The organism is Pantoea sp. X-Soil-TKNS-1279, from assembly GCF_059730565.1.
Genome location: NZ_AP035948.1, coordinates 2,837,695 through 2,864,045, shown reverse-complemented (window position 1 = coordinate 2,864,045; position 26,351 = coordinate 2,837,695). Strand labels below are relative to the sequence as shown.

The 26,351-nt window shown below is 54.4% G+C and carries 16 protein-coding genes; 9 read left to right on the top strand and 7 right to left on the bottom strand.

Features of this window, described 5'->3' with window-relative positions:
- Window position 1: 1 nt before the first annotated feature.
- Genes mdtC through AC6I8N_RS13405 form a run of 3 tightly spaced genes read right to left on the bottom strand, consistent with a single transcriptional unit; the run spans window position 2 to window position 7,442 of the window.
- Window positions 2-3,079 (bottom strand): multidrug efflux RND transporter permease subunit MdtC, encoded by a 3,078-nt coding sequence (mdtC, locus tag AC6I8N_RS13415; RefSeq protein ID WP_497829258.1) that lies wholly within the window; start codon window positions 3,077-3,079, stop codon window positions 2-4.
- Window positions 3,076-6,198 carry an MdtB/MuxB family multidrug efflux RND transporter permease subunit gene (locus tag AC6I8N_RS13410; RefSeq protein ID WP_497829257.1) on the bottom strand — a complete coding sequence of 1,041 codons (3,123 nt, stop codon included), beginning with the start codon at window positions 6,196-6,198 and terminating at the stop codon, window positions 3,076-3,078. The genes mdtC and AC6I8N_RS13410 overlap by 4 nt, the downstream gene beginning before the upstream one ends.
- Window positions 6,198-7,442: an MdtA/MuxA family multidrug efflux RND transporter periplasmic adaptor subunit gene (locus AC6I8N_RS13405; protein ID WP_497829256.1), complete on the bottom strand. Its 1,245-nt coding sequence runs from the start codon at window positions 7,440-7,442 to the stop codon at window positions 6,198-6,200. Before AC6I8N_RS13405 ends, AC6I8N_RS13410 begins: the two co-directional genes overlap by 1 nt.
- 242 nt (window positions 7,443-7,684) lie before the next feature.
- On the opposite strand from AC6I8N_RS13405, the gene AC6I8N_RS13400 reads away from it, so the two are divergent.
- Entirely contained in the window at window positions 7,685-8,647 is a 963-nt protein-coding gene (locus AC6I8N_RS13400; protein ID WP_208723977.1) for an aldo/keto reductase, read from the top strand.
- Between the two features lie 247 nt (window positions 8,648-8,894).
- Entirely contained in the window at window positions 8,895-10,232 is a 1,338-nt protein-coding gene (locus AC6I8N_RS13395; RefSeq protein ID WP_208723978.1) for a carbohydrate porin, read from the top strand.
- Window positions 10,233-10,314: 82 nt separating this feature from the next.
- Here AC6I8N_RS13395 and yegD read toward each other — a convergent pair whose 3' ends face one another.
- The 3 genes from yegD to AC6I8N_RS13380 all read right to left on the bottom strand — a co-directional run bounded on the left by yegD (window position 10,315) and on the right by AC6I8N_RS13380 (window position 15,072).
- Window positions 10,315-11,667 (bottom strand): molecular chaperone, encoded by a 1,353-nt coding sequence (gene yegD, locus AC6I8N_RS13390; RefSeq protein WP_497829255.1) that lies wholly within the window; start codon window positions 11,665-11,667, stop codon window positions 10,315-10,317.
- A 66-nt stretch (window positions 11,668-11,733) separates the two neighbouring features.
- Complete coding sequence (locus tag AC6I8N_RS13385; RefSeq protein WP_497829254.1) at window positions 11,734-14,298, bottom strand: diguanylate cyclase; 2,565 nt, start codon at window positions 14,296-14,298, stop codon at window positions 11,734-11,736.
- Between the two features lie 159 nt (window positions 14,299-14,457).
- A complete protein-coding gene (locus AC6I8N_RS13380) occupies window positions 14,458-15,072 on the bottom strand; it encodes a phosphatase PAP2 family protein (RefSeq protein ID WP_497829253.1) in 615 nt (204 codons plus the stop codon).
- Window positions 15,073-15,311: 239 nt separating this feature from the next.
- Between AC6I8N_RS13380 and udk the strand changes: the two genes are divergently transcribed.
- The 3 genes from udk (at window position 15,312) to asmA (ending at window position 18,438) form a co-directional block, all read left to right on the top strand.
- Window positions 15,312-15,953 carry a uridine kinase gene (udk, locus tag AC6I8N_RS13375; RefSeq protein WP_021185984.1) on the top strand — a complete coding sequence of 214 codons (642 nt, stop codon included), beginning with the start codon at window positions 15,312-15,314 and terminating at the stop codon, window positions 15,951-15,953.
- Window positions 15,954-16,035: 82 nt separating this feature from the next.
- Entirely contained in the window at window positions 16,036-16,617 is a 582-nt protein-coding gene (gene dcd / locus AC6I8N_RS13370) for a dCTP deaminase (protein ID WP_021185983.1), read from the top strand.
- Between the two features lie 21 nt (window positions 16,618-16,638).
- Complete coding sequence (gene asmA / locus AC6I8N_RS13365) at window positions 16,639-18,438, top strand: outer membrane assembly protein AsmA (protein ID WP_497829252.1); 1,800 nt, start codon at window positions 16,639-16,641, stop codon at window positions 18,436-18,438.
- A gap of 33 nt (window positions 18,439-18,471) precedes the next feature.
- Here the strand turns inward: asmA and AC6I8N_RS13360 are convergent, their stop codons facing one another.
- Complete coding sequence (locus AC6I8N_RS13360; RefSeq protein ID WP_208723983.1) at window positions 18,472-20,043, bottom strand: TerC family protein; 1,572 nt, start codon at window positions 20,041-20,043, stop codon at window positions 18,472-18,474.
- A 791-nt stretch (window positions 20,044-20,834) separates the two neighbouring features.
- Between AC6I8N_RS13360 and wbaP the strand changes: the two genes are divergently transcribed.
- The 4 genes from wbaP to wzc all read left to right on the top strand — a co-directional run bounded on the left by wbaP (window position 20,835) and on the right by wzc (window position 26,195).
- Window positions 20,835-22,268 (top strand): undecaprenyl-phosphate galactose phosphotransferase WbaP, encoded by a 1,434-nt coding sequence (gene wbaP, locus AC6I8N_RS13355; protein ID WP_021185980.1) that lies wholly within the window; start codon window positions 20,835-20,837, stop codon window positions 22,266-22,268.
- Window positions 22,269-22,421: 153 nt separating this feature from the next.
- On the top strand, window positions 22,422-23,561 hold the full coding sequence (locus AC6I8N_RS13350) for a polysaccharide export protein (RefSeq protein ID WP_036627640.1): 1,140 nt from the start codon (window positions 22,422-22,424) through the stop codon (window positions 23,559-23,561).
- A gap of 9 nt (window positions 23,562-23,570) precedes the next feature.
- Window positions 23,571-24,005 carry an arsenate reductase/protein-tyrosine-phosphatase family protein gene (locus AC6I8N_RS13345; protein ID WP_497829251.1) on the top strand — a complete coding sequence of 145 codons (435 nt, stop codon included), beginning with the start codon at window positions 23,571-23,573 and terminating at the stop codon, window positions 24,003-24,005.
- Between the two features lie 12 nt (window positions 24,006-24,017).
- The gene (gene wzc, locus AC6I8N_RS13340) at window positions 24,018-26,195 is read left to right on the top strand and encodes a tyrosine-protein kinase Wzc (RefSeq protein ID WP_021185977.1); all 2,178 of its coding nucleotides are present in this window, start codon (window positions 24,018-24,020) and stop codon (window positions 26,193-26,195) included.
- Window positions 26,196-26,351 lie beyond the last annotated feature (156 nt).

Here is a 26,351-nt window from a genome sequence, read left to right as displayed (position 1 = left end):
GTTAATTCTCCTGAATATTGATCAGCGCCGGGCGCTTCCTGCGTCGCAGCTTATCCATCATCAGATACACCACCGGTGTGGTGTAGAGCGTCAGCAGCTGGCTCATGACCAGGCCTCCAGCGATGGTGATGCCGAGCGGTTGCCGCAGTTCTGCGCCATCGCCGCTGGTCAGTACCAGCGGCAGTGCGCCAAACAGCGCGGCCAGCGTGGTCATCAGAATCGGGCGAAAACGCAGCTGGCACGCCTGAAATATTGCCTCACGCGCCGTCAGGTTGCCGTTTCGTTCCGCCTCCAGCGCAAAGTCGACCATCATAATCGCGTTCTTTTTCACGATGCCAATCAGCAGCAAAATGCCGATCAGCGCAATCAGGCTAAACGGGGTGTTAAACAGCTCCAGCGCCAGCAGCGCACCGACTCCGGCGGAGGGCAGGGTAGAGAGAATAGTCAGCGGATGGACATAGCTCTCATACAAAATCCCCAACACGATATACACCGCCGCAATTGCCGCCAGAATCAGGTACAGCTGGCTGGATTGCGACTGCTGGAACACCTGCGCCGTACCGGCAAAGCTGCCACGCACGCTGCTGGGGACACTCAGTGCCGTCATGGTGCGGTCAATCGCATCGGACGCCTGCGACAAGGATACGCCTTCCGGCAGGTTAAAAGAGATAGTCGAAGCGGCAGATAAGCCCTGATGGTTAACGGACAACGGCGCATTGGCCGGTTGCCAGCGGGCAAACCAACTCAGCGGGATAGCTTTTCCGTCGCTGTTGATGACAAACATTTGCTCCAGTGCGCTGATATCCTGGGTGTAACGTGGTTCCACCTCCATCACCACTTTGTACTGGTTCAGTGGTTGATAGATGGTCGAAATCTGCCGCTGACCAAAGGCGTTATTCAGTAAGGCGTTAGCGGCGGAAACATCAATCCCCAGCCGCGCCATGCTCTCGCGATCGTAAGTCAGCGCCATCTCGCTGCCGTTATCCTGTTGATCAGAGTTGACGTCAGCCAGCTCCGGCAGGGCGGCAAATGCTTTACGGATCTGAGGCTCCCAGGTGCGCAAATCCGCTAGGTTATCGGACAGCAGGCTGTACTGGTAACTGGCGTTTGACTCGCGTCCACCAATACGGATGTCCTGCACCGCATTGAGATACAGATTAGCGCCCGGCTCCTTTGCCAGCTTGGTGCGCAGGCGGGCAATCACCTGCTGGGCGGTTTCACTCCGTTCGGAAAGCGGCTTAAGGGAGATAAACATCGAGCCGCTGTTGGTGCGCGAGCCACCGGTGAAACCGGTGACATTATCCACCGCCGGGTCGGCCTTGATGATGTTCATAAAGTCCTGCAATTTCCCCCGCATCGCCTGAAAGGAGATGCTCTGGTCGGCAGAGATAAAGCCGGTCAGGCGTCCGGTATCCTGCTCTGGCATAAAGGTTTTGGGAATCGAGATAAACAGCCAGATGGTCAGCCCGACGGTGGCCAGCAGCAGCAGCAAGACCCAGCGCGCATGATCCAGCACCCAACCGAGTGAGCGACCATAGCCATGCTGTACCGCCATCAGCACGCGTCCGGCACCGCGCAGACGCGGCTGTGCGCGGGGAGCATGTGGTTTCAGCAGGTATGCGCACATCATTGGCGTCAGGGTGATGGAGATAAACAGCGAGATCAGGATCGCCACCGAGAGGGTTATCGCGAATTCAGAGAAGAAGCGGCCAATGATACCGCCGAGCATCAGCAGCGGCAGAAATACCGCAATCAGGGACAGGCTCATCGACAGCACGGTAAAACCGACTTCACGTACCCCCTGCAACGCCGCCGGTAAGGGTTTCATCCCGGCTTCGACATGGCGCGCGATATTCTCCAGCACCACGATGGCGTCATCCACCACAAAACCGGTGGCGATGGTCAGCGCCATCAACGACAGGTTATTCAGACTGAAGCCGCACAGATACATGGCGGCAAAGGTACCAATCAACGACACCGGCACTGCGGCGGCGGGGATTAACGTGGCGCGTCCGTCACGCAGGAAGAAAAACACCACCAGAATCACCAGGGCGACGGCGATGATCAGCGACTGCTCCACCTCCTGCAAGGAGGCGCGGATGGTGGGCGAACGATCCTGCGCCACTTGCAGGTCGATGGATGCAGGAATGACATCATGCAGCTCCGGCAGTTCGGCACGAATACGGTCCACGGTGTCGATGACGTTCGCTTCCGGGGATTTGCGGATCACCAGCAGCACCGCCGGTTTGCCATTGGTCATCCCGGCGTTACGCACATCCTGCACCGAATCCTGCACGTTCGCCACATCACGCAGCCGTACTGCCGCGCCGTTGTTGTAATGCACCACCAGCGGCTGATAATCGCTGGCGGTTTGCAGTTCATCGTTGGTTCGCAATTGCCAGCGTTGCTGATGGTCATCAATCGCGCCTTGTGGACGGCGCTGGTTGGCGTTAGCAATGGCTGTGCGCACCGCATCCAGTGACACGCCCTGATTGAACAACGCCTGCGGATTCAACTCGACACGCACCGCTGGCAGCGAGCTTCCGCCCACCGTTACATCGCCAACGCCTTCAATCTGCGACAGTTTCTGCGCCAGTTGCGTTGAGGCGTAATCATACAGCTGACCGGGATTATAAATCTCCGAGGTCAGCGTCAGAATCATAATCGGCGCGTCGGAAGGGTTGGCCTTACGGTAAGTCGGACGGCTTGGCATCCCGGTGGGCAACAGGCTCTGCGCGGCGTTGATTGCCGCCTGCACATCGCGTGCGGCACCGTTGATGTCGCGGTCAAAATCAAACACCAGGATAATACGCGTGCTGCCCAGCGAGCTGGTGGAAGTCATCTCGCTGACGCCAGCGATACGCCCGAGCGAACGTTCGAGCGGCGTCGCAACCGAAGAGGCCATAGTTTCCGGCGCGGCACCCGGCAGCGATGCGGAAATCACGATCACCGGAAAATCAACCTGCGGTAGCGGCGCGACCGGCAGCAGGCGGAAGCCGAGAATCCCCGCCAGCGCAATCGCCAGCGTCAGTAGCGTAGTGGCGACGGGGCGGTGGATGAACAGGGCAAAGAACTTCACGGCTGCGTCTCCGGGCGGCGGAAGCGGCGACGCGTGATCTGTGCCAGGCGGTCAAACAACAGGTAGATGACCGGAGTGGTGAACAGCGTCAGGATCTGGCTGAGGATCAGGCCGCCAGCCATAGCAATTCCCAGCGGCCGACGTAACTCCGCCCCCGCGCCGGTGCTCAGCATCAATGGCAGCGCACCCAGCAGAGCGGCCAGCGTGGTCATCAGGATCGGACGGAAACGCAACAGACAGGCCTGATAAATCGCCTCTCGCGGCGACATACCCTGCTCCCGTTCCGCCGCCAGCGCAAAGTCGATCATCATGATGGCATTTTTCTTCACGATACCGATCAACAAGATGATGCCGATGATCGAAACAATATCCAGTTCGTTACCGCTGATCATCAGCGCCAGCAGCGCCCCCACCCCGGCGGTAGGCAGCGTTGAGAGGATGGTCACCGGATGGATAAAGCTTTCGTACAGCACCCCCAGCACGATATACATCGCCACCACCGCCGCGATGATTAGCCACACCGTGCTGGTGAGCGCCGCTTCAAATGCCAGCGTGCTGCCCTGGAACTGGGTCATCATCTCGGCAGGCATTCCGACCTGATCTTCAGCTGCGCTGACCGCTTTGACGGCGTCGCCAAGTGAATAGCCGTCGGCCACGTTAAAGGAGAACGTTGCTGAGGGAAACTGGTCGAGATGGTTGATACTCAACGCCGCATGACGTTCTTCCACTCTGGCAATGGCACTCAGCGGCACGCTGCCGCCATCGGTGCTGGTCAGACGAATGCCGTCCAGACTGGCGAGGCCGGGTGTGGCCTCGTTGTTCTGTCCTAACACCACGCGATATTGATTGGCCTGGGTGTAAATGGTTGAGATCAGACGCTGACCGAAGGCGTTGTACAGTGCGTTATCGACATCCGCCATGGTGATACCCAGACGGCTGGCGCTGTCGCGGTCGACACGGATAAAGGCTTCTAACCCTTGATCCTGCCAGTCGTTGCTGACATCGCGCAGTTCGGGCAGGGTGTTGAGCAGGTTTTGCAGCGCCGGCACCCAGGTACTCAGCGAATCAAGCGAGCCGGATTGCAGCGTAAACTGATACGGGGTGCGGCTGGCCTGAGTATCGATGGTGAGATCCTGGACCGGTTGCAGCCACAACGACACGCCCGGCACGCTGGCGATCGCATCCTGCAACCGTTTCTGCACTGCCGGGATACGATCATCGCGCTCGGCTAACGGTTTGAGGTTGATTTGCAGCCGTGCGCTGTTCAGGGCGGCATTGGTGCCATCCACGCCGACAAATGAAGTTAGACTCTGCACCGCCGGATCTTTCATGATGATCGAGGCGACATCGCGGGTGCGTTGCGCCATGTTGGCATAGGAGACCGACTGTGGCGCCTGCAAGGTGCCCTGAATGATGCCGTTATCCTGCTGCGGAAAGAATCCTTTGGGGATAACGATCCATAGCAAAACGGTAAGTAGCAGGGTGCCCAGCGCGACTGACAACGTCAGCCACGGATGTTTCAGCACCCGCGTCAGCCAGCGGCCATAACCGGCGACTACTCGATCAAACATCGCTTCACTGGCGCGTGAAAAACGGTTCTGTTTGCGTAAGGATTCGGCACTGAGCATGCGTGCGCACATCATCGGCGTCAGCGTCAGCGATACCACGGCGGAGATTAGGATCGCCACCGCCAGGGTGACGGCAAATTCACGGAACAAACGGCCAATCACATCTCCCATAAACAGCAGCGGGATCAGCACCGCAATCAGGGAGAAGGTGAGGGAGATAATGGTGAAGCCGATTTCACCGGCACCTTTAAGCGCCGCGGTAAGCGGTTTTTCCCCTTTCTCCAGATAGCGGGAGATGTTCTCAATCACTACGATGGCGTCATCGACCACAAAGCCCGTGGCGATGGTCAGCGCCATTAACGTCAGGTTGTTGATCGAGAAACCGAGAAAGTACATCGCGGCGAAGGTGCCGACCAGTGACAGGGGAACGGCTACCGCCGGAATAATGGTGGCCGGGACATTGCGTAAAAACAGATAGATGATCATCACCACCAGGCCAATTGCCAGCATCAGCTCGTGCTGGGTATCGGCCACTGAGGCACGGATATTGGTGGTGCGATCGGTGAGCATTTTCACTTCAACCGACTTCGGCAGTGCAGCGGTCAGGGATGGCAGCAGCGCCCGAATGTTATCTGCTGTGGCGATAATGTTAGCGCCTGGCTGGCGTTGTACGTTGAGCACGATGGCGGCCTGACGGTTCGCCCAGGCACCGAGCCAGCTATTTTCCGCGCCCTGTTCGATGGTGGCAACATCGCCCAAACGCACCGGTGCACCGTTGTTGTAGCTGATGATCAACTGGCGATAATCCTCGGCAGAGGTCATCTGATCGTTGGCTGACAGGGTGATTGAACGAGTGGGGCCGTCGAGGCTTCCTTTCGCCGAATTGACGTTAGCGTTGCTGATGGCGGTGCGCACGGTTTCGCTGGTCAGCCCCAATGCTGCCAGCGCCTGCGCGTTCATCTGCACGCGCACGGCGGGACGCTGCCCGCCGGAGAGCGTCACCAGGCCGACACCGTTGACCTGAGAAATCTTCTGCGCCACACGGGTTTCCACCATATCCTGCACCTGGGTGAGCGGCATGCTGGTGGTCGTGACGGCAAGGGTCATGATCGGCGGATCGGCCGGGTTAACTTTGCTGTAGACCGGTGGATTCGGTAGATCGCTCGGCAAAAGATTGGTTGCGGAGTTGATCGCCGCCTGCACTTCCTGCTCGGCAACATCGAGCGACAGCGAGAGCTGGAATTGCAGCGTAATCACCGATGCGCCACCGGAACTTTGCGAAGCCATCTGCTTCAGCCCCGACATCTGACCAAACTGGCGCTCCAGCGGTGCGGTGATTGACGAGGTCACCACATCCGGGCTGGCGCCGGGGTAAAGGGTAACGACCTGAATGGTCGGGTAATCCACCTCCGGCAGCGCGGAAACCGGCAGGAAGCGATAACCGAGGATACCGGCCAGCAAAATAGCGATCATCAACAGGGTGGTGGCCACCGGGCGCAGAATAAACAGGCGTGACGGTCCACCGCTGGTGTCGGGAGGCATAACCTGCATTATTGACGTTCTCCGCGTGCTGGCTGCGCAGCGCGAGTGCTGTGGGTGGCGGTGCTCTGCGGCGCGACAATCTCAACGGTTGCGCCTTCGGTCAGACGATCCAGACCGTCGGTCACCACACGTTCACCCGCTTCCAGCCCGGCGCTGATCACCACTTTCTGGCTATCTTGCAAACCGGCGGTAACGCGTTTTTTGCTCACCTTGTTCTCGCTATTCACTACCCAGACAAAATGGCCGTCGTTGCTCATTTGTAACGCAGCGGCAGGGATAACCACCGCATCCTGCAAGGTATCGACTTTCAGGCGTGCATTGACGAACTGGTTGGGAAATAACGCGTCGTCTTCATTGCTGAAACGCGCTTTTAATTTGATGGTACCGGTGGTGACATCAATCTGATTATCAATACTCAGCAGCGAACCTGTGGCGAGCAGGTTGGTGTTGCTCCGATCCCAGGCATCCACCACCAGCGGCTGGCCGCTTTTCTGTGCCTTGAGGATTTGACTGATATTGTTCTCGGCCACGCTGAATACCACATCAATCGGATGCGTTTGCGTGATCACCACCAGACCGGTGGTGTCGCCAGAGGTAATGTAGTTGCCAACATCGACCTGCTTCAGGCCGACGCGCCCGGAGATGGGGGCGGTAATTCGACTGTAGGTCAGGTTCAGTTGCGCGCTGGCGACGTTGCCTTCATCGGCTTTGATGGTGCCGAGGGTTTCACTCACCAGCGAGCGTTGGGTATCCAGTTCCTGCTGTGAAACCAGCGCGGTTTTTGCCAGCTTTTCATAACGGGCCAAATCGCGTTTGGCGTTGGCAAGTGTGGCCTGATCTTTAGCCAGTTGTCCTTGTGCCTGGGTGAGCGCCACCTGATAAGGGCGAGGGTCGATCTCGGCCAGCAACGCGCCAGCGTTAACCTGTTGCCCCTCTGTGAAATGCAGCGCCATTAACTGACCATCGACCCGGCTGCGCACCGTGACGGTGTTGGCAGCGGTGACGGTGCCGAGGCCAGTCAGATACTGTGGCACGCTTTGTAAGGTGGCGGTGGCGGCCTGAACCGGGGCCAGTGGTCGACGATTAGCGCCATTTGCACCACTCGCGCCGCGCCCATGATGGCGTTGTCCTTCGGCCTGTGGCTGTTTGTTGGGTTCAGCCGGATGTTGCCACCAGTAATAACCGCCCGCCAGTACAGCGACGATCGCCAGAGTAATCAGGCTTTTTTTCAACAACGGACGTCGGGTGTTCATGAAGTTATGTGCTCTCCAGCGAATTCGTTTTCCCAAAATGCGCCGCCCAACCTGCCGGAGCGCAAACGAAAGAATTGTAGTCGCCAGGCATGGGCGAAAATTGAAGGAAATAAGAATATCGTCCTGTGCACGCTAAGTATTCATATTCTGTACGAATTTTATCAGGATTTTTTCATAAGCCGGTTTTGCCCTTTGCTAAGCTGGAGAGCTGAGCCGTCTCGTTTCAATTAAGGAGAAATAAAATGAGTCAACAATCAACTCGCCAGCTTGGCGACACGGGTATAGCAGTGCCGGTTCTTACTTTTGGTGGGAATGTGTTTGGCTGGACCGTGGATGAGAAAACGTCCTTTTCCTTGCTGGATGCATTGGTGGAGAAGGGATTGTGGTTTATTGACACCGCCGATGTTTATTCGCGCTGGGCGCCTGGCAATCAGGGCGGTGAATCGGAAACCATTATTGGTAAATGGCTGAAAAAAACCGGCAAACGCGACAGCATCGTGCTGGCGACCAAAGTGGGTATGGAATTGTCGCCGGATAAAACCGGCCTGAAACCGCAATATATTCGCCAGGCGGTGGAAGACTCACTACGCCGTTTGCAAACCGATTATATCGACCTGTATCAGGCGCACCGCGATGATCAGGATACGCCGCTGGCTGACACGTTGGCCGCGTTCGATTCATTGATCAAAGAAGGGAAGGTCCGGGCGATAGGTGCCTCCAACTACAGCGCCGAACGGTTGCAGGAAGCGCTGGATATCAGCGAGCAGCAGGGGCTGGCACGTTATGAAACGTTACAACCGGAGTACAACCTGTATGATCGCCAGGGCTATGAAAGCGGTCTGGAGCAAGTTGCAGTGGAACATGGCCTGGGCGTGATTAACTACTATTCACTGGCCAGTGGCTTCCTCAGCGGCAAATATCGTACCGCAGCAGATGCCAGCAAAAGTGCGCGTGGACAGGGCGTGGTCGCAAAATATCTTAATCCGCGCGGCTTGCGCATTCTTGATGCGCTGGACACCGTGGCCGATTCCCATGATGCGTCACCCACTCAGGTAGCCCTGGCATGGCAGATTGCCCGCCCGAGCATCACCGCGCCAATTGTCAGCGCGACCTCGTTAGCGCAGATTGATGATTTGGTGCAGGCAACGCAACTCAGGTTAGGTAAACAAGAGATTGAAGAACTGTCGCGCGCCAGTGCCGGTTAATTATCCTTTCGTCGCGGTGCGATTGATCGCGCCGCAACAATGGGTTGCTGATGTTAACCGGAGCGTAATTTTTTCCAGTCAAAAAATGCCATTCTCGTCAAAAGATATTCATTCATAGATCGCTGTCACAATTGCATTAATTAACTGTCACCTCAGGGAACTCTGAGCACATATTTGCAAAAGTCACCCCACCCTCAGCACTATTCTCTGCTCGATCTTTCCAGTAACTCACAAAAGAATAACCATTATGAACAGAAAAGAAGCAGTGCAACGCATCCCGAGCCGTCTGGCCGCGGGAACGATTATGTTTGCTCTGCTGAGTGCATCTGCCGTGGCAGCAGATGCATTCAGCTACGATTCTCCCTATATGTTTGGTGACTGGGGCGGTTACCGAACGCAGCTTGAGAACGATGGTGTCAAATTTGACGTTAACTACACCATGGAAAGCGCCTCTAACCTTGGTGGCGGTTATGACAAAAACACCTCGATGCGCTACAGCGATCAGTGGGCGTTTGGTGTCAATCTCGATCTGGAAAAACTGCTGAACTGGCAGGATGCCGAATTCCAGATGACCATTACCGACCGTAATGGCCGCAACATCTCTGATCAGGTGGGCGATCCGCGTAGCGGCACGCTCTCTTCCGTTCAGGAAGTGTACGGTCGCGGTCAGACCTGGCGTTTAACCCAATTCTGGTTACGCCAGGGACTATTTAATGACGTGGTCGATATCAAAGCGGGTCGTGTCACCGTGGGTGAAGACTTCGATAACTTCGACAGCAAATTCCAGAACCTGGCGTTCGGCAGTGGCCAGGCCGGTAACTGGCGTGGCGACCGTTGGTACAACTGGCCGGTTTCACAATGGGGCGGTCGTATCAAAGTTAACATTACGCCGGAAGTGTTCTTCCAGGTGGGCTTCTATAACGACAACCCGAAAAACTACGATACCGGCAATGGCTTCCGTCTTGATATGAACAATTCACTCGGCAACATGGTGCCAGTGGAACTGGGCTGGAAACCGACCTTTGGCCCGGACAAACTGCCGGGTAACTACCGTATCGGTTACTACTATTCGTCAGTTGATGGCGATGTGTATGGCAGCTGGCGTAATGGCGCTTACCAGGATCAGGCGCATGCCTATGGTGGTTATGTCCTGTTGCAACAACAGCTGACGGCGCAGGGCGGCGATGCCAGCCGTGGTCTGGGCGTCACGGTTCAGGCGGTGATGAACGATCACAAAACCTCGAAAACCGACAACTATCAATCCATCAGCTTTACCTGGAAAGGACCGTTTGATGCGCGTCCTGCCGACGAAATTGGTATTGGTGCAGCACGTATCCACGTAAACAGCTCCTATACCACGGCATTACGTCAGCAAAATGCGGCGAATGGTGAAACGGACTACAACAGCCCGACCTATCTGCCGATTCAGGATGGTTCTGAATATAACTATGAAATCTATTACAACGCTCAGTTGACCAAATGGCTGCAACTGCGTCCAAACCTGCAATATGTTGTAGCGCCGGGGGCAGTGAGCGAAGTGAAAGATGCGTTTATCGGCGGTATTGCGGCGAATATCAATTTCTGATTAATCACTTACCAAAGAGGCGTCCTGTGGGACGCCTCCAATTCTGCGCTTTAAATCGCGCCGCGACGGAAATTATGTTCGGTTAACCGAACATAATCTCGGCCCAACGGGCCAGGCCCGCGGTGACTGAGCCAAAATCATCGCCACTGGCAATGGGCGTATCCGGTAATGCCTGCTGTAACGCTGCACGCAGCACCGGTGAACGGGCGCTGCCGCCGGTCAGATAGATCACCTCCGGCTTGGTCTCACAGGTCGCCAGTGCCAGATGCACCTGTTCCAGAATGCGTTCCAGCGGTTGATTGATCGCCTCTTCCAGCTGTGCCGCGCTGGTTTCCGTCTGCAACTGCGCAGCAATAAATGCCAGCGAAGCGGAGGTAACCGGTTGATCGGAAAGCGCGATCTTGCTTTCTTCCGCCGCACGCACCAGCCGATAGCTCAGTTTCTGTTGCCATACTTTCAGCAGGTATGCGACCTGATCAGGATCCTGGGCATCACGTACCAGGTCGCGCAGTAGCTTGCCGCAGGCGGCAGAGTAAAACTCGCTTTGTGCCGGGACATCGTTGATCGCCACCGCGTTCCACCACGGCAGGGCGGGGAGGGCGATGCCTTTCTGCGTGTTACCGCCAAGACCGAGCAGCGGCATCAGGGTTTTGAACGCCAGCATAATATCCAGATCGTTTCCGCCCACGCGGCAACCGCTGTGCCCCAGCAAGCTGGCGCGACGATCGGCTTTATTGCGCCATTCCGGTCCCATTAAGAGCATCGAGCAGTCGGTAGTACCGCCGCCGATATCGACCACCAACACCCGTGTCTCTTTGGTCAGTGTGGCTTCGAAATCTAAACCTGCGGCCACCGGTTCAAACTGAAATTCCACATCGCGGAAACCGGCGCGTTTAGCCGCACGCAGTAGAATCCCCTGCGCCTGCTCATTCGCTTCATCTCCGCCCAGACCCTGGAAGTTAATCGGACGGCCAATCACCGCCTGATCAATCGGCTGGTCGAGCTGGCTTTCACCCTGCTGGCGGATATGCAGCATCATGGCGCAGACCAAATCCTCAAACAGCGCGATCTGCTGCGGTTTCAGGCCGTTGGCCCCGAGAAAGGATTTGGGCGATTTAACAAACCACACCTCTTCCGGCTCAACCATATAGTTTTGCAACGCAGTAAGACCAAACTGGACGCTGCTGGCGGTCACATCGATGTCTTCTTCGCGGTTAAAACGCAACGCGCGTTGCAGCAACGCCTGACCTTCGCTATCGGGAGTCGGCACCTGATGGTGACGGTAAAGCCATTCGCTGATAGCTTCGCGGGTGGGCGCGCAAATCATGGAGGGAAGCAGACGCTGGCCATTTTCCAGCGTCAGCAGCCGTGGTGTGCCCGCATCGCTGACTGCGATGGAACAGTTGGCGGTGCCATAATCGAATCCGATAAACATTATTGTCCCCCATGCCGGAAAAAAGGGGGCGACTTTAGCGCAGCTCGCGCGGGCAGGCAAGGCAGATTACATCTGTATTTCCTGATAAACATGATATTGCCCGCGTCCGGCGTGTTTGGCGCTGTAGCAGGCAACGTCGGCCTGGGACATCACCAGATTGCTGATGCAATTATGCTCGTCAATCTGCGTCATACCGGCGCTGGCACCGACCTGATAGATACTGTCCAGCCACATAAAACGATACTGATTGATCGCCGTCACCAACCGTTGTACCACCTCGCGCACGTCATCGACCTCGCAGTCCGGCAACAGCAAGCCAAATTCGTCACCGCCGAGGCGGGCGAGGAAATCACTGCTGCGGATATGGTGTTGCATCAGCTCACTAAGCTCGCGCAACAACGCATCTCCGGCAGCATGGCCCGCGGTATCATTCACCGCTTTAAATTTGTCGAGGTCGATAAATACCAGCACATGCTGATGCTGGTTGACCGCTGCATCACTCAGCAAACGTTTCAACTGTCTTTCAAAGTTGAGGCGATTGGGTAAACGCGTCAGCATATCGTGAGAGGCGCTATAACTCAGACGCTTCATCATCTTGCGTGATTCGCTGACGTCCTGAATGACCATCACTGCCCCAATACTCTCGCCAGTTAGCGTCTTCAGTGGGGTGATGCTGTAATGGACTTCGAATACGCCCCCGTCGGCGGTGTGCAACACCAGCTCTTCTTCCAGGTCTGGCGTGGTTTTTTCTGCCGGAAGCTGGCACAACAGCAGATTGTGGATCCGCGCTCCGGCAGGGCCATGCGTGATGTTGAGCAACTCGGAGATTGCCATCCCTGCTGCGGCATCCTGTGTCCAGCCGGTCATCTTTTCTGCCACCGGATTCATAAAGGTGACCTGCATTTCATCGTTGGTGCTGATCACCGCTTCACCGATCGAATCCAGGGTAATCGCCATGCGTTCTTTTTCCTGGAATAAGGCATCGTTCAGTGCGCGCAGGTGGGTAATATCCTGGCTGATACCGAGCATACGTTCGATCTGCCCATCCTGGCTGAGGATACGGTTGGCTTCGGTACGCACATAACGAATCCCCTCCGATAATCCGATGCGGTATTCCATATGAAACGCACTGCGGCGTTCAATTGCCTGCTGCACCGTCAGCGCGACATATTCCTGTTCTGTCGGGTGCACCCGTTGTAACCACAGGTCATAGGTAGGGACTTCATCCGGTGCCAGCGCAAACAACTCATACATGCGTTTGTCCCACATCAGCTCACCGGTCACCAGGTTCCATTCCCACACGCCAATGCCGCCCGCTTCATTGGCGAGGGTAATGCGTTCCATCAGACGTCGATTCACTTGCTCACTCTGCTTAAGCTCAGAGATATCAACGATTTGTGAAATGAAATACAGCGGTTGCTGTTGGGCATCCCGCACCACTGAGACGGTCAGGCGCGCCCATACCGTTTCGCCATCTTTGCGGAAATAACGCTTTTCCAGGGTGTAAGTCATGATTTCACCCTCCAGCAGCCGCCTGAGTTGCTGTAAATCGTTATTCAGATCGTCAGGGTGGGTGATTTGCTGAAAAGTGAGCTTACGCAACTCTTCCGCCGGAAAGCCCAGGGTTCGGCACAGCGATTGGTTGACCTGCAACCAATTACCCTGCGGGGAAACCAGCGCCATGCCAATCGCGGAATACTCCATAGCATTACGGAAGCGGGTTTCGCTCTCAGCGATATGATTTTTTTCACGCTGGAATGCATCCATCACCAGCGCCATAACGTGGCTGGGGATGAGCACCAACAGGAAGGGCAGCCAGGTTCCGGCCTGACCCAGCATACGGTCATCGTGACCGAGATTGACCAGGTTGAATGCCAGCAGCAGCGAGATAAAACTGGAGTTAAGCAGGAACAGTAAAAAAGCTTCGAACTTGGGTAAGCGTATCGCGCACCAAAACAGGATCACCACAATAAAGGTGAAGGGCCACGGCAGATAACGCAGGCTGAGGTAGCTGGCAAGCAGGGTAAAGGCCAGGGTGAGGACCGTTTCTATACTGCGATGGCGCGCAACCGGGTTTTCCTGCTTTCCTAACGGCCACAGCAGCAACACCGGACCCAGCGCCAGCATACCAATGACTTCAGAAATCACCCAGGTGGAGAAAAACGGCAGCGAGGCGGTGCCACTGACGCTTAACAACCACAGTGCCAGCAAACCGCCGACAAAAGGCGCGATAATACCGGCGGTGACCACATAACGGCACCAGTCCAGCAGTGAGTCGAGGGGGGCGCGCCGATCGAGCAGCACACGCAGCATGATGCCGCCCATCAGCGCCTGTAACATGTTAAGCAGGGCAAATTTGAGGTTGCTCACCGCCGGGCCAATCACCAGGAGGTTGGCTAACGCAGTACCCACCATGCAGCCTAATAATAACAGCGGCACGCGGTGCACCGGGGCGCGGAACACCACAATGGTCATTAACGCGGTGGAGAACCACAACGGAGAAATACGCCCGCTGACAATGATCAGTTCCAGACAGAATAACGTCAGCACAAAGGCAACTACCCCGAGGTAGAGGGCGTTGAGCCAATGTTTCTTTGAGCCATCTTGCGAGGTTAAAATTTCGAGGGTCATGCACGAATCCAGCAGCGCGCATTCGCAACACGACGAAAAATGCGCCAGTCATTCTCTAACTGGCATGCTAGCACATCTGGAAAAGATGTCTGCCGCGAATTCACTTTTCTACCTTTTTCAATGCATTGAATCGCCCTTTATTAACAAAGGGCTGTCTGATCACTGACGAAAAAGATCCGCACGAGTGTAAGGTTTTTCCAGCCCGGCGAGGTCAGCGGAGAAGCGTTCAAGGAATTGCTGGGTGGTCGCAACCCGCCCGTGGCTCATCAATATCAGTGGTACCAGAAATGCGACACCCATCTGCGGCAGACTAAAACCTTTAAGTGCGGTGTCGCGCTGGCTGAGCAGAAACGCACTGCTGAGGGTAAAGCCCAGCATCAGGCCGGCAAGCACTTCACTGAGCGAATGCGCATGGATCACCAGACGCGAGAAGCCGACCATCATCGGAATCAGGTAGCCGACACCAATGGTGCACAGCCGCCAGAAACCAGACCAGCGACCCGACACCAGCCACATCATCACCGGCCAGAGCGTCGCTGACATGGCACTGTGGCCACTGAATCCGGTGAAGTTAAATCTGGCGCTGCCGATGCCAAAGCCGAGAAACATGATTTTCGAGATGCTGACCAGCAAACCCGCGAGGCCAAATGCCAGCAACCAGTACCAGACGGTACGATGGTTGTCGCTTTTCCACGGCAACACCAGTGCGATGATCACCGCGGTGGGGATCAGCAACATACTGTCACCGAAATACGTCAGGGTTTTCCAGCTCATACTTCTCCTTGCGGGCTTACAATCGAACAGGCGCAACGCGGCATACCGCGTCGGCATGAAGAACAGTGTATCGATTATGCGCCCCGCTGCAAAAGGGGATAATCTGAAAAGGTGTCGGCTGCATTTCTCTGGCATCAAACCGGTGAAATCCCTATAATTGCCGCCAACCAAACCCTCTCATTATCGGCCCGTCGAAGCATGTGCTTCAACAGGCTCCAGTTATCAGGTCTTAAAAAAGTATGACTGACAAGTCTCATCAGTGCGTGATCGTTGGCATTGCAGGTGCATCCGCATCCGGAAAAAGTCTTATTGCCAGCACGCTCTATCGTGAAATCCGTGACCAGGTCGGTGACGAGCATATCGGGGTGATCCCGGAAGATGCCTACTACAAAGATCAAAGTCATCTCACAATGGAAGAGAGGGTAAAAACCAATTATGACCATCCCAGCGCGATGGATCATGACTTGTTACTGCAACATTTGCAGGCGCTGAAGGCAGGCCAGAACATTGATCTGCCGGTTTACAGTTATGTCGAGCACACCCGTACCTCTGAATCTATCCATCTGAAGCCGAAAAAAGTGATCATTCTGGAAGGGATTCTGTTGCTGACTGATGCACGCTTGCGTCAGGAGATGAATTTCTCCATCTTTGTCGACACCCCGCTGGATATCTGTCTGATGCGTCGTATGAAACGCGATGTTAATGAGCGTGGTCGTTCGATGGATTCGGTGATGAGCCAGTACCAGAAAACCGTGCGCCCGATGTTCCTGCAATTTATCGAGCCTTCCAAGCAGTACGCCGACATTATTGTGCCGCGCGGCGGGAAAAACCGTATTGCTATTGATATCCTCAAGGCAAAAATTAACCAGTTCTTCGAATAAACCGCGTCCGGATGGACGTGTGCGGCTCAGGTTGTCACCAAATGGCAGCCTTTCGCTACACTTAAATCATGGAGTTACAGCGATGAGATTATGCGATCGCGATATAGAAACCTGGCTGGACAGCGGTAAGCTGGCGATCACACCGCGTCCACCGGTTGAACGTATTAATGGGGCCACCGTAGATGTGCGCCTGGGCAATCAGTTCCGCACGTTTAGCGGTCACACTGCACCTTTTATCGATTTAAGTGGTCCGAAGCATGAGGTGAGTGCTGCGCTGGACCGCGTGATGAGCGATGAAATCGTGCTGCCGGAAGGGGAAGCCTTCTTTCTGCATCCGGGGGAACTGGCGCTGGCGGTGACGCTGGAGTCGGTGACGATACCCGATGATCTCGTCGGCTGGCTGGATGGTCGTTCATCACTGGCGCGTCTGGGATTGATGGTGCATGTTACGGCGCACCGTATTGATCCCGGCTGGCAGGGACGGATTGTGCTGGAGTTTTACAACTCGGGTAAGCTGCCACTGGCGTTGCGTCCCGGTATGTTGATTGGGGCATTAAGCTTTGAGCCGCTCTCTGGTCCGGCAGCGCGTCCTTACAATCGTCGTGAAGATGCGAAATATCGCGGTCAGCAGGGTGCTGATGCCAGCCGTATCGACAAAGATTGATCGTCAAACTTTGAGGAAGTAATGAGAAGATTGATAACCACGCTGGCCATCCTGTTAGTGGTGGTCGTCGCGGGAATGACCGCTCTGGTGTTGCTGGTAAACCCCAACGACTTTCGTACCTATATGGTACATCAGGTGGAACAACGAAGTGGTTATCGGCTTCAGGTTAACGGCGATTTACGTTGGCATGTATGGCCGCAGCTCAGTATTCTCGCGGGGCGTATGAGCCTGACTGCGCCGGGTGCCAGCCAGCCGCTGGTTACCGCCGAGAATATGCGTCTTGACGTGAATCTCTGGCCATTACTTTCTCATCAACTCAGCGTCAGTCAGGTGATGCTGAAGAATGCCATCATTCGTGTCACACCCGACAGCGATGCGCAAAAACCCACTGGCTCACCTGTGGGGCCGCGTGATACCGAGCCGACCACCAGCAGCAATGGCTGGTCTTTTGATATCGGTAAGCTACGACTTGCTGATAGCCTGCTTATCTGGCAGCAGCAGGGTGGCGACGAATATAACTTCCGCGATTTCAATCTCAGCCTGAATCAGGATGCCAGCAAACAAGCCAGCATCTACCTCAGCACCCGTGTTTCACGTAATCAGCGTAATTTCACTGTCAGTCTGAAAGGGCAGTTCGATGCGGCTCAGTACCCCCATCGTCTCAGTGGGCGTATTGATGCGCTGGATTACACCCTTGATGGCGCGAATCTTCCGACGCAGGGGATTAAAGGGACGTTAAGCGGTGAGGGTGAGTGGAACAGTGACCGGCAGCAGTTTGCCTTTAATAAATTGCAGCTGAGTGCCAACGACAGTTCTCTTGATGGCAGTGCTGAAGGGAGCCTGATGCTGCCGCAGCGGCTTGATCTTAAATTGCATGCGACGGCACTTAACCTCGATAACCTGATGGTCAGTGCGCCGGCAACTGATAGCAGTGCCGCGCAGCATGCCACTGTGATACGCACGCCAGTGATTGCGGAACCACGCGAACGTGACAATAGCGATTCTCCGCTGAATATGATGGATCTGGCGCTCAATCTGACGGCAGATCAGGCGGTATGGCGTGGCCTGACGCTCAGTCAGTTGCAACTGACGGCGAGCAACCAGGAAGGGTTGATGACGCTGAGTCAGTTACAGGGCAAGTTGGGTGACGGGCAATTTTCTATTCCTGGCACTGTCGATATTCGTCATCCAATCACCACGGTGACACTGCAACCCGAATTGCAGCAGGTGGCGATTGCGCCATTGCTGAAGGCGTTTGCCTTGCCGGAAGTGCTTCAGGGGACGGTATCTCTGCAAGGGGATTTGAGCGGCAGTGGTCTGAGCATTGATGATGCTAAACAGAAGTGGCAGGGTAGTGCAGAGCTGACGGCGACCAACCTGCAACTCGCGCAGCTTAATCTGCAACAGATGGTGAGCCGTGCCGTGGCGCGCGTCAGCAATCGCGTCAGCAATGATGAAGGTGAAGATCAGAGCATCCAGCAACTGAGTGGCCGCATCAGCCTGAATAAAGGTGTTGTCACGCTGCCTGATTTACAGGGCGGCAGCAATCATCTGGCGGTACAGAGCGGGGGGAATATCAATCTGCTTACCCGTCAGTTGGATGTGACCATCAATATGATGTTGCGTGGCTGGAAAGGGGACGAGAAGCTGGCTGCGGTCATGAATGAGCAGACCATCCCCCTGCGGATGTACGGGCCGTGGGATAATTTGCAGTACTCGCTGCCGGTAGATCAGGTATTGCGCCAGCAGTTGCAAAGCGAAGCGAAGAACCGACTGGAACAGTGGCTGGATCGTCAGCAATCATCACAGAAGAAACCCTGATTGACCAACGTAACGGCGCGATTTATCGCGCTGTTACGAAAGTGGATCGCCTATTCTGTCCAGCGGCACAATCTCTACCTTCTGGACGCGATGATTCTCCACCCGCAATGTACGCAATAGATAATCCCCCACCTGCAACTCCTCACCTTCCTGCGGCACATGCTGGAGGCTATCCATCAGTAAACCGGCCAGTGTGTGATAATTGCGCTTATCATCCAGCGGCAGCCGGACATAGGTCGCCAGATCCTCCAGCGGCATATGTCCGTTGGCAATCCACCCGCCTTGTGGGCCGGGTTGGATGTCGTAGCGGGGATCAATCTCTTCCCCTTCATTAGGGAGATTGCCGGCAATGGTTTCCATCACATCACTCAAGGTAACCACACCTTCCACCGAGCCAAACTCATCGACTACAAAGGCAAAATGCGTGCGTGCCTGACGAAATTGCTCCAGTGCCTGTAGCAGTGTGACGCGCTCGGGAAAAACCAACGGTTGGCGGATGAGTGAACGTAAATCCAGTGATTTTGCGTGCAGCGACTGATGCATTAAATCAATCACATGGACGACACCGAGCGGTTCATTGCCCTTTTCGGTAATCAAAATGCGCGTGTGTTGATTACGGTCGAGCTTGGCCATGATTTCCGCTGGATCTTCACTCAGATCAATATGCTCGATATCGTGACGTGAGGTCATGATGCTGCTGATTTGACGCTGTCCCAACCCCAGCACGCGTGCGATCATCCGTCGCTCTTGTCGGTTAAATAGCGCGCCTTCTTCATCACTTAGCAATGAGGCGGTATCGGCGTCCAGCTCTGCTCGCTGTGCTTCTCCGCGCAAAATACGTAATACGGCTTCGGCGGTACGCTGGCGCAAGGGACGGCCTGCGGAGAGAAAACGACGACGGTTGAACATCGCCAGCTGGTTAAACATTTCAATCAGAATCGAGAAACCGATAGCGGCATACAGGTAACCTTTCGGGATGATAAAACCGAGTCCTTCAGCGACAAGGCTGAAGCCAATCATCAGCAGAAAACTGAGGCAGAGAATCACGATGGTGGGGTGGCTATTGACGAAGCGCGTTAAGGGTTTGCTGGCCATTAACATCAGCAAGATAGCAATGGTCACCGCCGTCATCATTACCGGCAATTCATTGACCATCCCCACGGCGGTAATCACCGCATCCAACGAGAAAATGGCATCCAGCACCACAATTTGCGCGACTACCGGCCAGAATTTAGCGCCATTTTTGGTTTGACCGTTGTCCTCGTCGCTGCCTTCAAGACGGTCATTCAGTTCGGTGGTGGCTTTATAAAGGAGAAATACCCCTCCGGCAAACAGCAGCAAATCGCGGGCGCTGAAGCTGTGTTGCCACAGGGTAAACAGCGGCTGGGTCAGCGTGACCAGCCAGGAAAGCGAAGCCAGCAAAACCAGGCGCAATAGCAACGCCAGTAGCAGACCAATCACGCGAGCGCGATCGCGCACCACAGGGGGTAGTTTTTCCACCAGAATGGCAATGAAAACCAGGTTATCAATGCCCAGAACCAGCTCAAGAACGATTAGCGTGACTAATCCTGCCCAGAGCGAGGGATCAGCGATCCACTCCAACATGCTTTCATCACCTGAATGTCTGAGAATGAGCTTAGTCTTATCATAGTTAATCCTGTGAGGGGAACAAATACCCCGACCTTGCCGATTTCCGTAGTGCAGCAGCGTAATAAGGAATAATCCGAGAGGGGTTTTTTGACAGATAAGTTGAATGTATGGATAAACACCGCATACCTGAATTTGTTGTGGTTAATTGTTTTCGGGGCGTGACTGCGTTCGTTTTTAATGCGAATTGCTCAGAAGTTGAATATCGAACTTTTCTGATTTTTACGTGGGAATGGCCTGAAAGGGATGGCATCAATACTAATGACTGGTAGTCTTTTTCCTAAAAGAGAGCAGGGAACACGGGGTCTACTTGTAAACAAGCCAGTAATAACTAGTATAGCAACGTGTTAGTAAATGTCTGCGCTTATGTAGTTAATAGCGTCTTGTTTAGCTTCTTAATGTTGAGAATTGTGATCGTGTCCCGGTTAAGGCCAGTTATTGTCATGGCAAACCGGTAACCACGGACGGGAAATTAGGGCAAGTAAAGCGGTATTGGCAGCGACAGCCAAGGGCGGTAGCGTGTCCGAAGTACTTTTTAAACTGGGAATCTGGTCTGCAAGAGTGTTGAAGGAATTCAGACTAATCTGTTGGTATTTATCACAATTTTCTTTCTTTCTCGGTAAGGGAATTGACATGAACGCCAGAGATTTTCCCCGCAGATTGCCTGTTCTATGACAGTTTCAATATCGCTCGTTTATTACACAGGCCAGAGGCGTTAAGGATTAGGGAAATAAAATAAAGAGTTAATTATGCGCGATAACGAATTTACCTATAAAAGTCTTCTCACTAAAATTTTACTGGCGTGCTCGGATTTAATTTGTTTCAACGCGGCGTTGTTTATTGCTCTGGCACTCATTAATTCGCTCACGAATTCCCCACTGGCAGATATTTCTGAAAAAGACCTCAATTTAAAAATCGCCACGCACATCTGTTTGTCGATTATTTGTGTTGGCTGGTTCTGGGTGCGGCTGCGTCATTTCACCTATCGCAAACCTTTTTGGTTCGAATTGAAAGAGATCTTTCGTACCATTCTTATTTTCTCAGTTATCGATTTGTCCATTACCGCACTGTCGCAATGGCAAATGTCGCGTTTCGTCTGGGTGCTGACCTGGCTGCTGGCATTAATGTTGATCCCGCTGGGGCGCGCCATTGCAAAACGTGTGCTGAACCGGTTTGGACTGTGGAAAAAGCAGACCATCATCATTGGCAGCAGCAAAAATGCCGTGGAAGCCTGGCAGGCGCTGCAAAGCGAAGAGGTGATGGGATTTGATGTGATTGCCTTTTTCGATGTTGATGGCAGTTGCCCGCAAGCCAGCATCGAAGGTGTGCCGGTGCTACGCAGCGAACACGAGCTTTGGCAACTTACCAACAATGAAACGCAGTTTATTGTCGCCGTTGAATTTGAGCAGAGTCAGTACCGCGATAATTGGTTGAAGACGTTGGCGATGCACAATTGCCGTTCGGTGTCAGTGATCCCGACCCTGCGTGGTGTACCGCTCTACGGCACCGATATGGCGTATATCTTCAGCCACGAAGTGATGATTTTGCGCGTTAATAACAACCTGGCAAAACGTACCTCACGCTGCCTGAAGCGCGCGTTCGATATCGTCGGTGCACTCAGCATTATCATCGCGCTCTCCCCAGCCCTGCTGGTGTTAGGGTTCCTGGTCGGACGTGACGGTGGCAATCCAATTTATGGTCATGAACGTGTCGGTATGAATGGCCGAAAATTCAAATGCCTGAAGTTCCGCTCCATGGTGATCAACTCCAAAGAGGTGCTGGAAGAGGTACTCCGTACCGATCCGGTGGCCCGAGCCGAGTGGGACAAAGACTTCAAGCTGAAAAATGACCCGCGCATCACAAAGGTTGGTCACTTTATTCGTAAAACCAGCCTGGATGAGCTGCCGCAGCTGTGGAACGTGGTCCGTGGCGATATGAGCCTCGTGGGACCGCGTCCGGTTATCGAAGATGAACTCTGCCGTTATGCCGGTGATGTCGATTATTACCTGATGGCGAAACCAGGCATGACGGGATTGTGGCAGGTCAGCGGTCGTAACGACGTTGACTATGAAACGCGTGTCTATTTCGATTCGTGGTACGTCAAAAACTGGTCGCTATGGAATGACATCGCGATTCTGTTTAAGACCGTTGGCGTAGTGCTCAAGCGCGATGGCGCCTATTGATAGACGCGAGGGCAGGGTGACAACAGAAAGCATAGGGAGCAAATGATAATGACCCACAGTTTCGGTGTTTAACCCGTCAGTCTTTGTTTTGTAAGACGCTTACACAGCGGCGTTTTCGCCTCTATCAATCATTAACTGATAGCGAAGATCCAGATGATTACAATGAAAATTAAAATGATACCGTTACTGGTATCCGCCACTATTCTATCCGGGTGCACGATCGAACCAGGTCAGCGCCTTTCCACTAGCGGAAAAGATGTCATTGAACAACAGGATAGCAATTTTGACATCGACAAATACGTTAACGTCTTTCCTTTAACGCCGCGTCTGGTTGAGCAGATGCGCCCGAAACCGCTGGTTGCGCAAGCCAACCCAATGTTGCAGAACGAAATTCAGAACTACGAATATCGTGTTGGCATTGGCGACGTGCTTAACGTAACGGTCTGGGATCACCCGGAATTAACCACCCCGGCAGGTCAGTATCGTAGTGCCAGCGACACCGGTAACTGGGTGCAGGCAGACGGTACCATCTTCTATCCGTATATCGGTAAAGTGCGCGTCGCAGGTCGAACGGTGACCGAAATCCGTGCGGAAATCGCACGTCGTCTGGCGCAGTACATCGAAAGCCCACAGGTGGATGTGAATGTCGCGGCTTTCCGCTCACAAAAAACCTACATCAGTGGTTCAGTGACCACCTCCGGCCAGCAGGCGATCACCAACGTACCCCTTACCGTGCTGGATGCCGTCAACGCCGCCGGTGGCCTGACCGCCGATGCCGACTGGCGCAATGTGGTGCTGACGCACAATGGCCGCGAGCAGCGTATTTCGTTGCAGGCGTTGATGCAAAACGGTGACCTGAGCCAGAACCATCTGCTGTATCCGGGCGATATTCTCTACGTGCCACGTAACGATGATCTGAAGATTTTCGTGATGGGCGAAGTGAAGCAGCAGACCACGCTGAAGATGGACCGCAGCGGTATGACGCTAGCCGAAGCACTGGGCAATGCGCAGGGTATGGATCAGACCACAGCCGATGCCACCGGCGTATTTGTTATTCGTCCTATTCGTGGCAGCAACCGCACCAAGATTGCCAACATCTATCAGTTGAATACCAAAGATGCGGCGTCGATGGTGATGGGCACCGAATTCCAACTGGAGCCGTATGACATTGTTTATGTCACCTCCACTCCGCTCACTCGCTGGAACCGTGTGATTTCCGCGCTGTTACCGACCATTGTGGGTATTGATGATGCAAGCTCTGCAGCACTGCGTTTCCGCAACTGGTCAGACTAAGGTTTAACCATGATTACGTCCGTGTTAGTCGTCTGTGTCGGCAACATTTGCCGCTCCCCTACCGGGGAGCGTCTGTTCAAACGCGCTTTACCTGAAACCCGGGTAGCGTCTGCCGGGTTGGGTGCCTTACGTGGCTCCCCGGCAGACCAGACCGCCAGTGATGTGGCCGCCAAACATGGCCTCTCGCTGGCGGGACATCATGCTCAACAGTTAACGGCAGATATGTGTCGTGACTATGACCTGATCCTGGTAATGGAAAAGCGTCATGTTGAACAGGTAAATCGCATCGATCCAGCCGCGCGCGGGAAAACCATGCTGCTTGGGCACTGGCTCAACCAACAGGAAATAGCGGACCCGTACAAAAAAAGCCGTGAGGCTTTTGAAGAGGTTTACGGGTTACTGGAAAACGCTACCCAGAAATGGGTCAACGTACTAAGCCGATAGTTGGGATTATCCATGAATATAAAAAACAAGGTTATGACAGCGCCGAAAGAGGATTCGAATGGATGGGATCTGGCGCATCTTGTGGGACAGCTCATTGACCATCGCTGGATCATTGTCGCTGTCACCGCCTTCTTCATGCTAGCGGGCACCCTTTACACACTGTTCGCGACACCGATCTACAGCGCCGATGCCATGGTGCAGGTCGAGCAAAAAAATACCAACTCGGTATTGAATGACTTACAGGACATTATTCCTTCAACCCCGGCTTCAGATACCGAAATTCAGATTCTTGAATCTCGCATGGTGTTGGGTAAGACGGTAAATGACCTCGGTCTGGATACCGTGGTGCAACAAAACTATTTCCCGATCATTGGTAAAGGTTTGTCGCGCCTGATGGGCAACAAACCTGCGCAAATCGCCATTACCCGTCTGGAAATCCCGCGCTCAATTGAGAAACGCACCGTACAGCTGGAAGTGACGGGTCCGCAGACCTACACCGTTACCAGCGACGGTGATGAGTTGTTCAAAGGCCGCGTGGGCCAGCTGGAGCAGCACGGCGAAGTGACCATGTTGGTAAGCGGTATTGAGGCTGATACCGGCACCAGCTTTGATGTCACCAAGCTGAGCGATCTGCAGGCGATCAAAGCGGTGCTGGCTAACCTGACCGTGGCTGATAAAGGGAAAGATACCGGCGTACTGGGTCTGGAATACCAGGACGAAGACCAGGATCAGGCCAGTCGTGTACTGAACCAGATTGTGAACAACTATCTGTTGCAGAACGTTGATCGCAAATCGGAGCAGGCGGCGAAGAGCCTCGACTTCCTGAAAAATCAGCTGCCCGAAGTACGTGAAAGTCTGAATGTGGCAGAAGACAAGTTGAACGCTTACCGCCGTGAAAACGAATCGGTGGATATGTCGCTGGAAGCGAAATCAGCATTGGACTCGTCTGTCAGCGTCCAGAGCCAGCTTAACGAGCTGACCTTCCGTGAAGCGGAAGTGTCACAGCTGTATACCAAAGATCACCCGACGTACCGCGCGCTGCTGGAAAAACGCAAAACGCTGGAAAATGAGCAGGCCAATCTGAACAAGAAAATTGCCCAGATGCCGCAAACCCAGCAGGAGATTCTGCGTCTGACCCGTGATGTACAGGCAGGGCAGGAAATCTACATGCAGTTACTGAACCGTCAGCAAGAGCTGGGTATCAGTAAAGCCAGTACCGTTGGCGATGTACGAATTATCGACCAGGCAGAGACGGCCGCGTCACCTGTGGCACCGAAGAAACTGCTGATTATCGCCGCCAGCCTGATTGTTGGTCTGATGTTGTCAGTCGGTCTGGTGTTGCTGAAAGCGCTGTTCCACCACGGTATCGAGAACCCGGAACAGCTGGAAGAGCTGGGCATGAATGTCTACGCCAGTGTTCCCTTGTCGGACTGGCAGCGTAAGAAGGACACCGAAGCGCTGGCGCGTCGTGGTCACAAGGAGAAAAGCGACCCACACAATACGTTGTTGGCGCTGGGTAACCCGACTGACCTCTCCATTGAAGCGATTCGTAGCCTGCGTACCAGCCTGCATTTCGCCATGATGGAAGCGAAGAACAACATCCTGATGATCACCGGTGCCAGCCCGGGTATTGGTAAAACCTTTATCTGTGCCAACCTGGCGACGCTGGTGTCAAAAGCCGGTCAGCGCGTGTTGTTCATCGATGGTGATATGCGTCGTGGTTATACCCACGAACTGCTCGGTGCGGAGAATAAGGTTGGTCTGTCTAATGTGCTGTCGGGTAAGACTGAATTCTCGCCAGCCATGATTCAGAAAGGTGTTTATGGGTTTGATTTCCTGCCGCGTGGTCAGGTGCCACCGAACCCGTCAGAGTTACTGATGCACCGCCGCATGAGTGAGCTGCTGGAGTGGGCCGGTAAGAACTATGACCTGGTGTTGATCGATACGCCGCCGATTCTGGCCGTCACCGATGCCTCCATTATCGGTAAGCTGGCGGGAACCTCACTGATGGTGGCGCGCTTCGAGACCAACACCACCAAGGAACTGGATGTCAGCTACCGTCGTTTCGCACAGAACGGTATCGAAATTAAAGGCGTCATCCTCAACGCCGTGGTACGTAAAGCGTCGAATGCCTACGGTTATGGCTACGACTACTACAACTACGAATATGGCAAAGAAACGAAAAGCTAATTAAAACGCAAAGTTCCGGGGCGGTTTATCCGCCCCATTTTTATGTAGCGGCGCGATTTATCGCGCGCCCTGGTTTTTAAATGCGCGATGAATTGATGCCGTTCATTTTTTTCATGCCGTCTGGCATGACGTTACACACAGCACACGCTTAAGTAA

Bases quoted from the DNA above. Each gene is read 5' to 3' on its own strand.
- AC6I8N_RS13395 (WP_208723978.1), top strand. From the start codon at position 8,895: ATGAACAGAAAAGAAGCAGTGCAACGCATCCCGAGCCGTCTGGCCGCG.
- AC6I8N_RS13345 (WP_497829251.1), top strand. From the start codon at position 23,571: ATGATTACGTCCGTGTTAGTCGTCTGTGTCGGCAACATTTGCCGCTCC.
- AC6I8N_RS13405 (WP_497829256.1), bottom strand. From the start codon at position 7,442: ATGAACACCCGACGTCCGTTGTTGAAAAAAAGCCTGATTACTCTGGCG.
- udk (WP_021185984.1), top strand. From the start codon at position 15,312: ATGACTGACAAGTCTCATCAGTGCGTGATCGTTGGCATTGCAGGTGCA.
- AC6I8N_RS13380 (WP_497829253.1), bottom strand. From the start codon at position 15,072: ATGAGCTGGAAAACCCTGACGTATTTCGGTGACAGTATGTTGCTGATC.
- yegD (WP_497829255.1), bottom strand. From the start codon at position 11,667: ATGTTTATCGGATTCGATTATGGCACCGCCAACTGTTCCATCGCAGTC.
- asmA (WP_497829252.1), top strand. From the start codon at position 16,639: ATGAGAAGATTGATAACCACGCTGGCCATCCTGTTAGTGGTGGTCGTC.
- AC6I8N_RS13385 (WP_497829254.1), bottom strand. From the start codon at position 14,298: ATGACCCTCGAAATTTTAACCTCGCAAGATGGCTCAAAGAAACATTGG.
- wzc (WP_021185977.1), top strand. From the start codon at position 24,018: ATGAATATAAAAAACAAGGTTATGACAGCGCCGAAAGAGGATTCGAAT.
- wbaP (WP_021185980.1), top strand. From the start codon at position 20,835: ATGCGCGATAACGAATTTACCTATAAAAGTCTTCTCACTAAAATTTTA.
- AC6I8N_RS13410 (WP_497829257.1), bottom strand. From the start codon at position 6,198: ATGCAGGTTATGCCTCCCGACACCAGCGGTGGACCGTCACGCCTGTTT.
- AC6I8N_RS13360 (WP_208723983.1), bottom strand. From the start codon at position 20,043: ATGTTGGAGTGGATCGCTGATCCCTCGCTCTGGGCAGGATTAGTCACG.
- AC6I8N_RS13400 (WP_208723977.1), top strand. From the start codon at position 7,685: ATGAGTCAACAATCAACTCGCCAGCTTGGCGACACGGGTATAGCAGTG.
- dcd (WP_021185983.1), top strand. From the start codon at position 16,036: ATGAGATTATGCGATCGCGATATAGAAACCTGGCTGGACAGCGGTAAG.
- AC6I8N_RS13350 (WP_036627640.1), top strand. From the start codon at position 22,422: ATGATTACAATGAAAATTAAAATGATACCGTTACTGGTATCCGCCACT.